Raw genomic sequence first — 14,476 nt, 5'->3', positions numbered from 1 at the left:
AAAGCCCGCCGCAGGCGTACCCCCCGCCCGCTTCCCGCCGTTCCGCGCTCATCCACCCATGGCACTGCGTTCATCCGCCTCCGTGATCCTCCAAGCCGCACCAATCGGCAACCGGACACAGGAGCTGAGATGGGCCACGGCCACAGCCACGGGCACGACCACCCGCACCACCACCACACGGCCGAGGCCGGAGCCGGAGCGGTGCCGCGCGCGCTGGACACCTCCGTGCCCGACAGTGAGCTGAGCCCCGACGAACTCTCGCGCCGCTCGATGCTCCGTCGCGCAGGCCTGCTCGGCGCCGGGATCGCCGGCGCGAGTGTGCTGGGCGGCGCGACGGCCGCGGCCGCGGCCACCGACGGCGGGCGGCCCCGGCGCGACGGCTTCCTGTGGCTGGCGGGCGACCACCACATCCACACCCAGTACAGCAGCGACGGCAAGTACCGCGTCATCGACCAGGTGCGGCAGGGCGCCCGGCACGGCATGGACTGGCTGGTCATCACCGACCACGGCAGCGAGACGCACGCCAAGATCGGTGTGGAGAAGGTCAACCCGGACATCCGCGAGGCCCGCGAGGAATACGAGGACACCCTCGTCTTCCAGGGCCTGGAGTGGAACATCCCCGCCGCCGAGCACGGTACCGTCTTCGTCCACCCCGGACGCAACGAGGTCGCCGTACTCAAGGAGTTCGAGACCTCCTTCGACGGCAGTCTGCGAAGCGCCGGCGACAACACCCCCGCCAATGAGGCCCTGGCCGTCTCCGGGCTGCGCTTCCTCGCCGAGCAGGTGGAGCGCCGCAAGGTCAAGGACGCGCTGATGCTCGCCAACCACCCCGCACGGCGCGGTGTGGACTCGCCGCACGAGATACGCGGCTGGCGCGACGCCACCGCGGGCGGCCGTCAGATCGCCGTGGGCATGGAGGGCGCACCGGGCCACCAGGCCGCCGGGATCGCCGCTCCGCGCGGTATGGGCCGCGCCCGCGGGTTCTACGACAACAACCCGAGCGCCAACTCCTTCGCCGGGTACCCCCTGGAGAGCTACCGCACCTGGGGCGGCTTCGACTGGATGACCGCGACCGTCGGCGGTCTGTGGGACAGCCTGCTCGCCGAGGGCAAGCCCTGGTGGATCACCGCCAACTCCGACTCGCACCAGGTGTACGGGGACACCGCCAAGCGCGGCGGCCCCGACAGCGACTTCGCCGCCAACGGCAGGCACACCGACCCCGTCTACTCCGGCGGACTCGATCTGGCCCAGGGCGACTACTGGCCCGGCCAGTACAGCCGCACCCATGTCGGCGCCGACGGATTCTCCTACGCCGCCGTCATGGACGGCATCAGGGCGGGCCGGGTCTGGGTCGACCACGGCCGCCTGATCAGCGGGCTCGACGCACGACTCAAGGGCGGCGGGCGCTGGGCGACGCTCGGCGGCGCCCTGCACGTCAGGCGCGGCACGGACGTCGAGCTGAGCATCGAGATCGCGCTCGCCGACGGCCCCAACTGGGCTCAGTTCGTCCCGGCGCTCGCCCGTGTCGACGTCATCCAGGGCGAGGTGACCGGGCCGGTCGCCGACCACGACACGTTCTCCGCGCCGACCGCCAAGGTCGTGCGGTCCTTCGAGGTGAACAGGTCGAAGGGCACGGTCCGGCTCGGCTACCGGCTCGGCCGGGTCGACGGCCCGCTGTACGTCAGGCTCCGCGGCACGGACGGCAAGCGCGGCGCGGTCGGCCTGGGCGGTGCGTCGGTCGACCCCGCGGGCCCGGCGCTCGACGTGGTAGGCGACGCGGACCCGTGGAACGACCTCTGGTTCTACTCCAACCCCATCTGGGTGCTGCCCGCATGACCTCGGGCCTGAGCGTGATCGGCGTCGACACGGGCTGTACGTCCCTGAGCGACGCCGATCACTTCGTGCGCGAACTCGCGCCGCCCGCCGCGGTGTTCGGCTGCACGCATCTGATCCGGGGCGGACACCCGCATATCGCGCTCTCCTTCGCGCTGCCCGCAGAGGACGCGTACGAGGCGTTCAGGAGCATCAGCGCCCGGCGGGCGGGCACCGCGTTCGGCGCTCTGCGTGAGGGGCCCGCGGACCTCGCCGCGGGGGCCGAGCAGGCCGCGGCCGAGCACACGGCCCGTACCGCCGGCCGGGCCGTACTCTTCCCCGGCGCGGCCGCCCTGACCGGAACGATGACCGTCGGCGAGCTGTCGGCCGTCTCCGCCGTCGACGGGGTGGTCGCCCTGGGCGCGCCCGGCGCCGTGGACCCCGGCGGGCGGCTGGTCACACGCGATCATGTGCGGCCCGAGTGGCGGGAGGGACGGCTGGTGCTCACTGTGATGCCCGCGGTGGGCGGCAGCCTGGTGCCGTTCGAGGCTCCCGATCCCACCCCGTGCTGCGCGGACCACACATGAAAAAGCCCCTCGCGTGAGCGAGAGGCTTTCCCTGTCTGTGCGCCGCCAGGGACTCGAACCCCGGACCCGCTGATTAAGAGTCAGCTGCTCTAACCAACTGAGCTAGCGGCGCCTGCTGACACTGAAAATAATACCTGGTCCTGAGGGGTGCTCCTGACACCCCCCGGGGGCACCCCCGGCGAGGCCCGGACGCAGCGCCCAGGCCGTGTTTTAGAACTAGCGCCGTCCGTCCGTAGGGCGGGGCTCGCGGCGTCTGGTGCGTGCAATCGCAAGGCGGTGGGGGCACCCCCGGACGAAGTCTGGGGGAGATCATCCTCGTACTGGACGTACTTGGATGACTCCGACAACGCAGCGAGTGGGCGTGCCAGGCGTCGCGGGCCAGGCGGGAGTTCTAAAACACGGCCTAGATCGCCAGCGACAGCACCACCGGCGCCGCCTTGCGGTTCAGCAGGTCGGCCGCCGAGCGCAGTCGGTGGGCGTGCTCGATCGGCATGGACAGCGCCAGGCACCCCACGGCCGAGCCCGCCGTCAGCGGGACCGCCGCGCAGACCGTGCCCACCGCGTACTCCTGGAGGTCCAGCACCGGGACCGTAGGAGGCTGGCTGTCCAGCTTGGAGAAGAGCAGCTTCTCGCTGGTGATCGTCCGCGAGGTCAGGCGGGCGATCTTGTGGCGCGAGAGGTGGTCACGGCGGCCGTTCACATCCAGCTGGGTCAGCAGGCACTTGCCGACCGCGCTCGCGTGCGCCGCCGAGCGGAAGTCCACCCACTCGTTGACCTTCGGGGCGCGCGGACCGTCGGCGTACTGGGTGATCCTGACCTCGCCGTCGATGTACCGGCTGATGTAGACGGCCGCGCCCACGGAGTCGCGCAGCTCGGTGAGCGTCTCCTGGATCTTCGCCTCCAGCGCCTGCTGGCGGGTGATCCCCGAGCCGAGCAGGATCAGGGAGTCGCCGATCACATAGGCGCCGTCCGCGACCTGTTCCACATAGCCCTCGCGGCGCAGCATCGCCAGCATGGGAGCCAGATGGCCGGTCGGCAGACCTGTCTCGCGTGCGATCTGGACATCGGTGACACCGCCACCGTGCTTCGAGATCGTCTCCAGGACACGCAAGACGTATTGCACCGAGTGGAACGGCGCGGTCGGCTCGGGCTTCAGCGCCACGGTTTCCCCCTACCAGGTTGTTACCGCAAGCTTCCGTACCACGATAGCGGCCAAGAGCCGTTTCCGGGGCGGCTGTTGGCGAGAATGATGGTGCGCCCCAGCCGCATAAGCTGGGGCGCATCCAATTGGCATATGCCAGGGTCACACTTATCGACCCGAGTAAATGGTCAGAGCACCGCACCGAGAAACTCGCGAGTACGTTCCTGCGCCGGATCGGAGAAGATTTTTTCCGGCGATCCGGACTCGATGACCCTGCCCGCGTCGAACATCAGCACCTCGTCGGAGATGTCCCGCGCGAAGTTCATCTCGTGCGTCACACACACCATCGTGATGTCCGTCGAGCGCGCGATGTCCCGCAGCACGTCCAGCACGCCGGCCACCAGCTCGGGGTCGAGTGCCGAGGTCACCTCGTCGAGGAGCAGCACCTGCGGGCGCATCGCCAGCGCCCGGGCGATCGCCACCCGCTGCTGCTGGCCGCCCGACAGCTGGGACGGCTTCGCGTCACAGCGGTCGCCGAGGCCGACCAGCTCCAGCAGCTCCTTGGCGCGCACCTCGGCCTCGTCCTTGGACATGCCGAGCACGCGCACCGGGGCCTCGGTGATATTCCGCAGAGCGGTCATATTGGGAAAGAGATTGAACTGCTGGAAGACCATGCCGATCTGCTTGCGCGCTTCCCGGCGCTCCTTCTCGGCGGCCGGAAACAGCCGGTTCCCGTTCACCCGGATCGTGCCCTCGTCGGGCGTCGCCAGCGTCATCAGCAGCCGCAGGATCGTCGTCTTTCCGGAACCCGACGGACCGATCAGCGTGACGTGTTTGCCGGGTTTCACCGAAAAACAGAGGTTGTCGAGGACGGTGTTGTCGCCGAAGCGCTTCGTCACATTCTCGAAGCGGATCAGCTCGGACGTCGTATCGGTGGGGGTGGTGTCAGCGGACAAGGCGGCGCTCCAGGGCTCGTACGAGAAGGGAAGCCGGATAGGCGATGAGAATGAAGGCGATGCCGATCACGGTCAGCGGCTCGGTGTACTGGAACGTCGAGGCGCTCTCCAGCCGGGACTCCTGGAGCATCTCCAGGACGCCGATCGCGGCGAGCAGCGGCGTGTCCTTCAGCATCGCGATGACGTAGTTGCCCAGCGCCGGTGTGATGCGCCGGACCGCCTGCGGCAGGATCACGGCGATCCAGGTGCGGTGGGCGGGCAGGCTCAGTGCCGTCGCCGCCTCCCACTGACCGGCCGGCACGGCTTCGATGCCCGCCCGGTAGACCTGCGCGGTGTACGTCGAGTAGTGCAGCCCGATCGCGATCGTGCCCGTGGTCAGCGCCGAGAACTGCACGCCCCACTCCGGCAGTACGAAGTAGAGGAAGAAGAGCTGCACCAGCAGCGGTGTGGTGCGGATGAACTCCGTGATCAGGTTCACCGGCCACCGTACGAAGCGGGTCGGCGCGCGGAATCCGATCGCCCAGAGGAGGCCGAGCGTGAAGGAGATCAGCGAGCCGAGCACCAGGATCTGAAGCGTGATCAGCACGCCGTCCCAGAAGCGCGGCATGAAGTCCGCCACGGCGGACCAGTCCCAGTTCACTTCGCGCCACCTCCGGAGACCGCGACGCCGATATTCCTCTTCGTCTTCTTCTCAAGGGCCTTCATGGAGCGTGTGATGACGAAGGCGAGTACGAAGTAGATGACCAGGCTGATGGTGTAGATCTGTGCGCTCTCCTGGGTCGCGAGCCGCACCAGGTACGCCGCGAAGGAGACGTCGCCCACGCCGAGCAGCGACACGAGCGCCGTGCCCTTGAGCAGTTCCACCAGCAGATTGCAGAACGGCGGGATCATCTCCGGCACCGCCTGCGGCAGCAGGATCAGCCGCATCCGCTGCCAGGGCGAGAAGCTGAGCGCGACGCCGGCCTCGCGCTGGGCCGGGGCCACCGAGTTCAGCGCGCCGCGCACGACCTCGGCGCCGTACGCGCCGTAGGAGAGGCCAAGTGCCAGCACCGCGGCCCACATCGGGACAAGCTGCCAGCCCAGCAGCGGAGGCAGTACGAAGAACAGCCAGAACATCAGGATCAGCGCGGACGTGCCGCGGAAGATCTCGGTGTAGAAGCCCGCCAGGAAGCGGACGAAGCGGGAGCGGTGGGTGCGGGCAATACCGACGGCGAAGGCGACGAAAGCGGCCAGCACCGCGCTGTACACCAGCAGTTGGACGGTGATCCAGATGCCGGGAAGTACCCAGTTCTGCCAGAGTCCGGCTGTCATCGGCACAGCTCCTCGGCAGTGAGAGCGGTCATCTCGTTCTTGGTGAAGCCGAACGGCCGCAGTATGCGGAAGAGTTCGCCGCTCTTCTTCATCTTGTGTATCTCGACGTTGAACGCGTCGCGCAGCTCGGTGTCGGTGGGGCGGAAGGCGAATCCGCCGCCGTCGATCTTCTTCTCGCCGTCCACGACGGCCGCGAACGGCTCGGTCGCCTCGGCCTTGCGGCTCTTCTTCACCACCTCGCGGGCCGTCAGCGCGGTGCCCGCGAAGACGTCGACCCGGCCCGACTCGACGGCGTTCAGGCCCGCCACCTGGTCCTGGAGGATGACGATGTCCTTCTCCGGATAACCGGCGGCGACCGCGTAGTCGATCTCCGCATAGCCGGTGCCGGTGGCGAAATTCGCCTTCGCCTTCACCACGTCCTCGTAGGTGTGCAGGTTCTTGGGATTGCCCTTGCGCACGATGAAGGAGTCGAGCATCTGGTACTCGGGGTCGGCGAAGATGACCTGCTCGCAGCGCTCCTTGTTGATGTACATCCCGGCCGAGACGACGTCGAACTGCTGCGAGTTGAGCCCGGGTATGAGCGAGGCGAAGTCGGTGGCGACCGGCTGGACACTGTCGATCCCCAGCCGTTTGAAGATCACCCGGGCCAGCTCCGGAGCCTCCCCGGTGAACTCGCCCTGGTCGTCGACATAGCCGTAGGGCACCTCGCCGGCGATGCCCAGGCGCACCGTGCGCTGGGACTTGAGCCGGGCCAGCGCGTCACCCGAGGGCACCCGGCTGCAGCCCGCCGCGCCCGCGGCGCCGAGGGCACCGGCGGCAGCGGTGCCGAGCAGTACTGTGCGTCTGCGAATTGATCCTGTCAGTCGTGTACGAGCCATGGGCGCGCGGCTACCCGGCTCCCGGCTGGGTATGCGTACGGGATGGCCGACCGATATGTGACCGTAGCCCTCGACAAGCGCGGTGTGCGTTGCACCGCGAAGCTCCTCGACGACAAGGCCCCGCTCGCCTGCGCGGCAGTGTGGGACGCGCTGCCCCTCGCGGGGGACGTGTACCACGCGAAGTACGCCCGCAATGAGATCTACGCCCTGTTCCCGGCGTTCGCGGAACAGGAGCCACCGCTGGAGAACCCGACGGTGACCCCGATTCCGGGTGATCTCTGCTATTTCACCTTCAGCGGTACGGAGTTGAGCACGGCGGCGTACGGATACGACCGTGACGTCTCCCGCCCGGTGACGGTCGACCTGGCGCTGTTCTACGAGCGGAACAACCTCCTGCTGAACGGCGACACCGGGTGGGTGCCGGGCATCGTGTGGGGCACGGTGGTGGACGGCCTGGACCGGATGGCGGACGCGTGCCAGGACCTGTGGCGGGCGGGCGCGCTGGGCGAGACGCTCAGCTTCCGGCGAGCGTAGGCGCGGGAATCGCCGCCGCTCCCGACTCGTACAGCGCGTGCGCCGCACGCAGGACCACCGCGTCCGCGTGCCGCGCGCCGATCAGCTGGACGCCGATCGGGAGCCCGTCATCGTCGAGCCCGCACGGCACCGTCGCGGCGGGCTGCTGGGTCATGTTGAAGGGGTACGTGAACGGCGTCCACCCCGTCCAGCGGTGGTGCGCCGAGTGCGCCGGGACCTCAGCGCCCGCCTCGAACGCCGTGATCGGCAGGGTCGGGGTGACCAGCAGGTCGTACGAGGTGTGCAAGTGGCCCATCCGCCTGCCCAGCGCCATCCGGCTGTCCACGGCCGCCAGGTACTCCAGCGCGCTGTACCGAGCGCCGTGCCCGGCGATCTCCCGCAGTCCCGGGTCCAGCAGCTCGCGCTGACGGGGCCCGTAGGGCTGGAGCAGCCGGGCCGCGCCGCTGAACCACAGGGTGTGGAAGGCCTCCACCGGATCGGCGATGTCGGGGTCGGACTCCTCGATGTACGCGCCGAGTTCGGCGAGCGCCCCGACCGCCCCCCGTACCGCGGACGCGACCGCCGGGCGCACCGCCACCTGTCCGCCGAAGGACGGCGAGTAGGCGATGCGCAGTCCCTTCACGCCTTCCGCGAGCGCCCCGCGCACGCCCGCCGCCGGTCCCAGATGGGACCAGTCCCGCCAGTCCTCGCCGCTGATGACGTCGAGCATCAGCGCGGCGTCCGCCGCGTCGCGGGTCATCGGTCCCGCGTGCGAGAGCGTCCCGAAAGGGCTCGACGGATACAGCGGCACGCGCCCGTACGTCGGCTTCAGCCCGAAGACGCCGCAGAAGGACGCGGGGATGCGGATCGAGCCGCCGCCGTCCGTGCCGATCGAGAGCGCACCCGCGCCGAGCGCCACGGCCGCCGCGCTGCCGCCGCTGGAACCGCCCGACGTGCGCGCCGGCTCGTACGGATTGCCCGTCGCCCCGTGCCGCGGGGAATCGGTGACACCCTTCCAGCCGAACTCGGGGGTCGTCGTCTTGCCCAGGAAGACCGCGCCATGCGCCCGCAGCCGTGCGACGGACGGAGCGTCCTCGTCCCAGCTCCCTTGCTCGGAGACGTTCTTGGAGCCGCGCAGGGTCGGCCCGCCGCGCTGCAGCAGCAGGTCCTTGACGGTCACCGGAACCCCGTCGAGCAGCCCCTGCGGCTCCCCCCGGTGCCAGCGCCCGGCGGACGCGCGCGCCTGGGCCAGCGCCTGTTCGGCGTCGACCCGGACGAAGGCATTCACCAGCGGCTGCACCACCTCGATCCGCTCCAGCGCCGCGCGGGTCGCGTCGACGGGCGTGAAGTCGCCCTGTTCGTATCCGGCCAGGAGCTGGTGGGCGGTGAGGTCAGTCAGCGGAGACATCATGCATGGGGACGTACCCACGTTTCTTGTCGACCACGTTCGGGAACGGCTTTCCGGCCTCCCACAATTCGTACAGCTCCACGAACTGCTCCCCGAGCCGGTCGCGCCAGCCGACCGTGTCGCCGCTCATGTGCGGCGAGACGATCAGCCCCGGCACGTCCCAGAGCGGGCTGTCGGGCGTGAGCGGCTCCGAGGCGAAGACATCGAGCGCCGCGCCCGCGAGCCACCGCTTGTTCAGCGCGGCCACCAGATCGTCCTCGACGACCAGCGGCCCGCGCCCGACATTGATGAACCGCGTCGAGGGCTGCATCAGACCGAAACGCCCTGCGTCGAACATCCCGCGCGTCGCGTCGGTGAGCGGCGCGGCGCACACCACCCAGTCGGCGCGGGCGAGCAGCGGATCCAGGTCCTGGGCGCCATGGATGCCGGCCCGCTCGGTACGGCCCACAACCGCCACGGTGACACCCAGTGCCTCCAGGGTGGCGGCCACGGCCCGGCCGATGGGGCCCGCGCCGACGACGGTGGCCCGGGTGCCCGCGACCCGCAGGCCCTCGCGATGGCGCCAGCGCCGCTGCCGCTGGAGTTCCAGGGTGCCGGGGAGGTCCTTCGCCATGGCCAGGACCAGACCGGCAACGTACTCGGCGATCGGCTCCTCGAAGACTCCTCGCGCGTTGGTGACGACGGTGTCGGAAGCGATCAGTTCCGGGCAGAGCAGCCGGTCGACGCCCGCGCTCGGGGTGTGCACCCAGCGCGGACGCGGACCCTCGCCCGGCCAGGCGGCGCGTACCGCCTCGGAGGTGAAGTCCCACACCAACAGCACGTCGGCGTACGGAAGTCGATCGGCCAGGGTCTGCTCGTCGGCGTACTGGACGTGGGCCCGTCCGGCCAGTCGGCCGAGACGGGGCTCAGGGTCGGCCGCAAGCACCAGAAGAGTGGGTTCGGACATCAAGCGGAAGCCGTTTCGTAACGTCTGACATGTACGGATTGACCACGCTCGCACCCGAACCTAACGTCGTCAACAACGGGTCAGGGCCATAAGGGGGCCTGCTATGGATGTCTCCTTTCTCGGCGGACCACAGCCTCAGCACGGCGTCGGCGTGGTCGCCCCATTCGACTTCGCGCTGGACCGTGAGCTGTGGCGCTGGGTCCCCGACGATGTCTCTCTGCGGCTCACCCGTACGCCCTACGTGCCCGTCGAGGTCTCCCTCGATCTCGCGCGCCTGGTGAGCGAGCACGAGACACTGCGCGACGCGGTACGGGCGCTGAGCGCATCCGAGCCCGAGGTGGTCGCGTACGCCTGCACATCGGGGAGTTTCGTCGGCGGTCTCGCCGGTGAGCGGGCCATGTGCGAGGCGATGACCGCCGAAGGGGAGGTGCCCTCGCTGACCACCTCCGGCGCCCTGCTCGAAGCACTCGACGAGCTGGGCGCCGGCCGTATCGCCCTGGTCACGCCGTACACGGAATCGGTCACCGAGGCGCTGGAGGAGTATCTCGGCGAAGCCGGGGCAACCGTCACCGGACGCGCTTTTCTCGGACTGACCCGGCACATCTGGAAGGTGCCGTACAGGTCGGTGGTGGACATGGCGCGCCAAGCGGTGGTGGGCGCGGCCGACGCGCTCTTCATCAGCTGCACCAATCTGCCGACGTACGACGCGATCCCGCAGCTGGAGGCCGAACTGAGGATGCCGGTGCTCTCCGCGAACCAGGTGACGATGTGGTCGGCGCTGCGCCGGATCGGGGTGCACGCGGTAGGTCCCTATCAGGGCCTGCTGCTTCAGCCGGATGCGCGGGCGGAGGTGCCGCCCGCACCCCAGGCGCCGCCCGCAGAGCCCGCTCAGCCGGCTCAGCCCGCCGGGCCCGAAGACCAGGAAGGCTGGACATGACCACGGTCGGACTCCTCTACCCCGGCCACTCCGCCGAGGACGACTACCCCCGGCTTGAGGTGCTGCTCGACAGCGACATCAGACTGCCCGTCGTCCACACCGACATCGGCGAGGACGCGCACCGCGTCGACGCGCTGCTGAGGATGGGCGCGGCGGACCGGCTCGCGGCGCGGGTGGAGCAGCTGCGGCTGGAGGGTGCGGAGTCGGTGGTGTGGGCGTGCACCAGCGGGAGCTTCGTGTACGGCTGGGAGGGCGCGCACGAGCAGATCCGCTCGCTCGCCCTGGCGGCGGGGATGCCCGCGTCGAGCACGTCCTTCGGCTTCGCGCACGCCCTGCGCGAGCTGGGCGCTCAGCGCGTCGCGGTCGCCGCGACCTATCCGGAGGACATCACGGCCCTGTTCACGGCCTTCCTCAAGGCGTCCGGGGCCGAGGTCGTGGCCGACCGGGCGAGCGGGATCGTGACGGCGGCCGAGGTGGGCACCTGGGGCCGGGACGAGGTACTGGAGCTGGCGCGCGCGGGGGACCACCCCGACGCCGAGGTCGTCCTGCTGCCGGACACCGCCCTGCACACGGCGGCGTATCTCGCGGACCTGGAGCAGGCCGTGGGCAAGCCGGTGCTCACGGCGAACCAGGTGACCGTGTGGGAAGGGCTGCGGCTGGCGGAGCGCAGGGCGTGGGTGTATGGCCCGAAGCTCGGCAAGCTCTTTGAGAAGGAGTTCGAGCCCCCCGAACAGTCCGGGCACCCGGAATAAGCGGAGAGGCCCTCCTGTTTGACTGCGCTGTACCCGTCTTCATGCGCAGGAGGACCCACCGGTGGACGACATTCGAGGCACGGCGATCGGCACCGCACCCGTACCGCTGTCGGTACTGGACCTGGTGACCGTCGGCGTCGGCCGTACCGCGAGCGACGCGCTGCGCACCAGCGTGGACATCTCCCGACTCGCCGAGAGCCGCGGCTTCCACCGCCACTGGGTCGCCGAGCACCACTCCATGCCGGGCGTCGCCTCGTCCTCCCCGGCCGTGATCCTCGCCCATCTCGCCGCCCACACCGAGCGGATCCGCCTCGGCTCGGGCGGCGTGATGCTCCCGAACCACGCGCCGCTGGTGATCGCCGAGCAGTTCGGCACCCTGGAGGCCCTCGCGCCGGGCCGTGTCGATCTGGGCCTCGGCCGGGCACCCGGCACGGACGGCGCGACCGCGGCGGCACTGCGCCGTACCGAGCGGCTGAACGAGGGCGCGGACGAATTCCCGCAGCAACTCGCCGAACTCACCCGCTTCCTGGACGACGACTTCCCCGACGGCCATCCGTACGCCCGCATCCATGCCGTCCCCGGGCCAGTGCAGGGCCCCTCCGCCCGACCGCCGATCTGGCTGCTCGGCTCCTCCGGCTTCAGCGCCCGGCTGGCCGGAGTGCTCGGACTGCCCTTCGCCTTCGCCCACCACTTCTCGGCCCAGAACACGGTCCCGGCGCTCGACCTGTACCGCGAATCCTTCCGGCCGTCCGCGGTGCTGGATGCCCCGTACGCCCTGATCGGCGTCTCCGCGCTCGCCTCGGACGACGAGAAGGAGGCCCGCCGCCAGGTCCTGACGGGTGCGCTCTCCATGGTCCGGCTGCGCACCGGCCGCCCCGGTCTGATCCCGACGCCCGACGAGGCGGCTGCGTACGAATTCAGCCCCATGGAGCGGGAGTTCGTGGACAGCTGGCTGATGAACGTCATTCACGGCACGCCGGACGCGGTACGCACAGGCCTGGACGACCTCCAGAAGCGCACGGGCGCAGACGAGTTGATGATCACGACCAACGCGCACGGCGCCGACGCGCGGCTGCGCTCGTACGAACTGATCGCGGACGCCTACGATCTGCCGCGTGGAGCGGTTCATTCCTGAACCGCCTGAGCCCGGGGGCGCTGCCCCCGAACCCCGCCGGGGCTCCGCCCCGGACCCCGCGCCTCAAACTCCCCCAGACTTCGTCCGGGGGGACCCCCACGGGGCTGAGTATTCAGCCCGTCCGGCGTTTGAGGACATGCGGCCGAAGGTCGCATACGCGGAGGGGGGTCCCCCCGGACGGAGTCTGGGGGAGGGCGGGTCGGGGAAAAGCCCCGCCGCAGGCGCACCGCCCCGCCCGCACCACCCCCCCCCGCTCAAACCGACAGCGCCGCCGCCCCGATCAGCTCCGCAATCCGCTCCGGCGTCACCGCCCGCGAATACAGCCACCCCTGCCCCGTATCGCACCCGATCCGCCGCAGCCGCGACGCCTGCCCCGCCGTCTCCACGCATTCCGCCGTGACCGTCAGCCCCAGCCGGTGCGCCAGTTGGACCATCGCCTCGACGATCGTCTCGTCCGCCGGGTTCGGGTGCGCCTCGTCCTGGAAGCCGCGGACAAACGATCCGTCGAGCTTCAGTACGGATACCGGCAGCCGGCTCAGGTACGCCAGGTTCGAGTAGCCCGTCCCGAAGTCGTCGATCGCGATCCGTACGCCCATGTCGCTCAGCGCCTGCAGCGCCTGGAGCGGGCGGCCCGCCGAGCCCATCACCGCCGATTCGGTGAGCTCCAGCTGCAGCAGATGCGGCGCGAGTCCCGTCTCGGCCAGGATCCCCGCCACGTCGGTGACCAGGTCGGAGTCCCAGACCTGCCGCACGGCGACGTTGACGCTCACGAACAGCGGCGGTGCCTCGGGGTGTTCCTGTTGCCACTGGTGGGCCTGGCGGCACGCCGTACGCAGGACCCACCGCCCGAGCTGGACGATCGAGCCGTCCTCTTCAGCAATTCCGATGAACCGATTCGGCGCCAGCGTGCCGAACTGCGGATGATTCCATCGCACAAGCGCCTCGACGCCCCGCGTGACCCCGTCCGCCATCCCCACCAGTGGCTGGTACTCCAGCGTGAACTCCCCGCGCTCCACCGCCGGCCGCAGTGTCGACGAGAGCGCCTGACGGGTCATCCGGTGCGCGTTGCGCTCGGGGTCGAAGAGGGTCCAGCGGGCCTTGCCGTCCGCCTTCGCCCAGTAGAGCGTGGTGTCCGCGGCCTGCATCAGGCCGGTGGCCGTGGTCCCCGAGACCGACCGTTCGACCACGCCGATCGACGCCGAGACCGAGAGCCGCTGCCCCGCCAGGTCGAACGGCTGCTGTAATGCGGCCAGTACGCACCGCGCCAGATCGGCGAGTTGTTCCGTACCGGTGGAGTCCTCGACCAGGATCGCGAACTCGTCGCCGCCCAGCCGCGCCACCAAGTGCCCGCCGCTGCGCGTATACCCGTCGCTGTCCGCGCACTCGGTCAGCCGCGCGGCGACCGCCGCGAGGAGCCGGTCGCCGACCCGGTGCCCGAGCGTGTCGTTGACCGCCTTGAAGCCGTCGAGGTCGAGATAGCAGAGGCCGATCCGCCCGGTCGAGCCGTGGTCGTACGCCGATGATTCGAGCGCCGCCGACAGCCGCTCGAAGAACAGTGTGCGGTTGGGCAGCCGCGTCACGGCGTCGTGCATCTGGAGATGGCGCAGCCGGGCCTGGAGTTCGCGGCGGTCGCTGATGTCCGTGATGGACAGCAGCACATTGCGGCTGTCGGGCACGGGCGCCACCGTCACCTCGGCCCACAGCGCGTGCCCGTCGGGGTGCTTGAGGCGGCGCGTACAGCGGAAGCGGGACCGTCGGCCGCGCAGCACTTCGCGGTACGCGTGCCAGGTGCGGCGGTCCGACGCCAGGTCCACGAGATCCGCGGCGAACTGTTCCCGCAGGGTCACGGGTTCGGTGCCGAGCAGCGTGGCGAGTGCCGTGTTCGCTGTGACGACGAGGCCCTCGTTGTCGACGACCGCCATCGCGAGATGGGCGGCGTTGAACGCGGCCCAGTGGTCACGCTGTTCCGCCGCGCCGACGCTGTGACGCTGTGTGACCGACGGCCGGACATTCCCGGGGACTGCGACTCCCGCGGGCCCTGTTCCTTCGGAGGTTCCGCTCACCGCTCGCTCCCGCAGTGCAGTTGTGTCGTCCAGGGTC

14 protein-coding genes and 1 tRNA gene are annotated in these 14,476 nt (G+C 70.2%); 6 read left to right on the top strand and 9 right to left on the bottom strand.

All coding sequences use genetic code 11. The features are described from left to right. The first annotated feature begins 129 nt into the window (after positions 1-129). Positions 130-1,836, top strand: coding sequence for a PHP domain-containing protein (locus OG741_RS15260; RefSeq protein ID WP_405598060.1), 1,707 nt, complete (start codon positions 130-132; stop codon positions 1,834-1,836). After that, positions 1,833-2,399: a hypothetical protein gene (locus OG741_RS15255; RefSeq protein ID WP_405598057.1), complete on the top strand. Its 567-nt coding sequence runs from the start codon at positions 1,833-1,835 to the stop codon at positions 2,397-2,399. The genes OG741_RS15260 and OG741_RS15255 overlap by 4 nt, the downstream gene beginning before the upstream one ends. 38 nt (positions 2,400-2,437) lie before the next feature. Here OG741_RS15255 and OG741_RS15250 read toward each other — a convergent pair. The 6 genes from OG741_RS15250 to ehuB all read right to left on the bottom strand — a co-directional run bounded on the left by OG741_RS15250 (position 2,438) and on the right by ehuB (position 6,685). Beyond that, positions 2,438-2,511, bottom strand: a tRNA-Lys gene (locus OG741_RS15250). Between the two features lie 291 nt (positions 2,512-2,802). Beyond that, positions 2,803-3,561 carry an IclR family transcriptional regulator gene (locus tag OG741_RS15245; RefSeq protein WP_266476118.1) on the bottom strand — a complete coding sequence of 253 codons (759 nt, stop codon included), beginning with the start codon at positions 3,559-3,561 and terminating at the stop codon, positions 2,803-2,805. Between the two features lie 167 nt (positions 3,562-3,728). Then, positions 3,729-4,496, bottom strand: a complete 768-nt coding sequence (locus OG741_RS15240; protein WP_405598054.1) for an amino acid ABC transporter ATP-binding protein — start codon at positions 4,494-4,496, stop codon at positions 3,729-3,731. Continuing rightward, entirely contained in the window at positions 4,486-5,136 is a 651-nt protein-coding gene (ehuD, locus tag OG741_RS15235) for an ectoine/hydroxyectoine ABC transporter permease subunit EhuD (protein WP_266476120.1), read from the bottom strand. The genes OG741_RS15240 and ehuD overlap by 11 nt, the downstream gene beginning before the upstream one ends. Further along, entirely contained in the window at positions 5,133-5,807 is a 675-nt protein-coding gene (ehuC, locus tag OG741_RS15230) for an ectoine/hydroxyectoine ABC transporter permease subunit EhuC (protein WP_405598051.1), read from the bottom strand. Before ehuC ends, ehuD begins: the two co-directional genes overlap by 4 nt. After that, the gene (gene ehuB, locus OG741_RS15225; protein WP_405598049.1) at positions 5,804-6,685 is read right to left on the bottom strand and encodes an ectoine/hydroxyectoine ABC transporter substrate-binding protein EhuB; all 882 of its coding nucleotides are present in this window, start codon (positions 6,683-6,685) and stop codon (positions 5,804-5,806) included. Before ehuB ends, ehuC begins: the two co-directional genes overlap by 4 nt. A 42-nt stretch (positions 6,686-6,727) precedes the next feature. On the opposite strand from ehuB, the gene OG741_RS15220 reads away from it, so the two are divergent. Beyond that, the gene (locus OG741_RS15220; RefSeq protein ID WP_324980290.1) at positions 6,728-7,219 is read left to right on the top strand and encodes a DUF3830 family protein; all 492 of its coding nucleotides are present in this window, start codon (positions 6,728-6,730) and stop codon (positions 7,217-7,219) included. On the opposite strand, the gene OG741_RS15215 is transcribed toward OG741_RS15220, so the two are convergent. Both OG741_RS15215 and OG741_RS15210 read right to left on the bottom strand, forming a co-directional pair. Next, a complete protein-coding gene (locus OG741_RS15215; protein WP_405605572.1) occupies positions 7,200-8,606 on the bottom strand; it encodes an amidase in 1,407 nt (468 codons plus the stop codon). The two genes, OG741_RS15220 and OG741_RS15215, sit on opposite strands and share 20 nt — an antisense overlap. Next, positions 8,590-9,552 carry a D-2-hydroxyacid dehydrogenase gene (locus tag OG741_RS15210; protein WP_405598046.1) on the bottom strand — a complete coding sequence of 321 codons (963 nt, stop codon included), beginning with the start codon at positions 9,550-9,552 and terminating at the stop codon, positions 8,590-8,592. Before OG741_RS15210 ends, OG741_RS15215 begins: the two co-directional genes overlap by 17 nt. A 103-nt stretch (positions 9,553-9,655) precedes the next feature. Between OG741_RS15210 and OG741_RS15205 the strand changes: the two genes are divergently transcribed. The 3 genes from OG741_RS15205 to OG741_RS15195 all read left to right on the top strand — a co-directional run bounded on the left by OG741_RS15205 (position 9,656) and on the right by OG741_RS15195 (position 12,376). After that, positions 9,656-10,489, top strand: coding sequence for a decarboxylase (locus OG741_RS15205; RefSeq protein ID WP_405598043.1), 834 nt, complete (start codon positions 9,656-9,658; stop codon positions 10,487-10,489). Then, a complete protein-coding gene (locus tag OG741_RS15200) occupies positions 10,486-11,241 on the top strand; it encodes a decarboxylase (RefSeq protein ID WP_405598041.1) in 756 nt (251 codons plus the stop codon). Before OG741_RS15205 ends, OG741_RS15200 begins: the two co-directional genes overlap by 4 nt. 61 nt (positions 11,242-11,302) lie before the next feature. Next, positions 11,303-12,376: an LLM class flavin-dependent oxidoreductase gene (locus OG741_RS15195; protein WP_405598040.1), complete on the top strand. Its 1,074-nt coding sequence runs from the start codon at positions 11,303-11,305 to the stop codon at positions 12,374-12,376. Positions 12,377-12,630: 254 nt separating this feature from the next. Here OG741_RS15195 and OG741_RS15190 read toward each other — a convergent pair whose 3' ends face one another. Continuing rightward, positions 12,631-14,439 carry a putative bifunctional diguanylate cyclase/phosphodiesterase gene (locus OG741_RS15190; protein ID WP_405598038.1) on the bottom strand — a complete coding sequence of 603 codons (1,809 nt, stop codon included), beginning with the start codon at positions 14,437-14,439 and terminating at the stop codon, positions 12,631-12,633. Positions 14,440-14,476: the final 37 nt, after the last annotated feature.

The sequence above is a fragment of the Streptomyces sp. NBC_01410 genome, assembly GCF_045040195.1.
GTDB lineage: Bacteria > Actinomycetota > Actinomycetes > Streptomycetales > Streptomycetaceae > Streptomyces.
Note: the sequence above shows the minus strand (reverse complement) of the source record. Positions and strands in the feature narration are given on the sequence as shown.

Bases quoted from the DNA above. Each gene is read 5' to 3' on its own strand.
- OG741_RS15215 (WP_405605572.1), bottom strand. From the start codon at position 8,606: ATGTCTCCGCTGACTGACCTCACCGCCCACCAGCTCCTGGCCGGATAC.
- ehuC (WP_405598051.1), bottom strand. From the start codon at position 5,807: ATGACAGCCGGACTCTGGCAGAACTGGGTACTTCCCGGCATCTGGATC.
- OG741_RS15220 (WP_324980290.1), top strand. From the start codon at position 6,728: ATGGCCGACCGATATGTGACCGTAGCCCTCGACAAGCGCGGTGTGCGT.
- ehuB (WP_405598049.1), bottom strand. From the start codon at position 6,685: ATGGCTCGTACACGACTGACAGGATCAATTCGCAGACGCACAGTACTG.
- OG741_RS15205 (WP_405598043.1), top strand. From the start codon at position 9,656: ATGGATGTCTCCTTTCTCGGCGGACCACAGCCTCAGCACGGCGTCGGC.
- OG741_RS15200 (WP_405598041.1), top strand. From the start codon at position 10,486: ATGACCACGGTCGGACTCCTCTACCCCGGCCACTCCGCCGAGGACGAC.
- OG741_RS15260 (WP_405598060.1), top strand. From the start codon at position 130: ATGGGCCACGGCCACAGCCACGGGCACGACCACCCGCACCACCACCAC.
- OG741_RS15255 (WP_405598057.1), top strand. From the start codon at position 1,833: ATGACCTCGGGCCTGAGCGTGATCGGCGTCGACACGGGCTGTACGTCC.
- OG741_RS15210 (WP_405598046.1), bottom strand. From the start codon at position 9,552: ATGTCCGAACCCACTCTTCTGGTGCTTGCGGCCGACCCTGAGCCCCGT.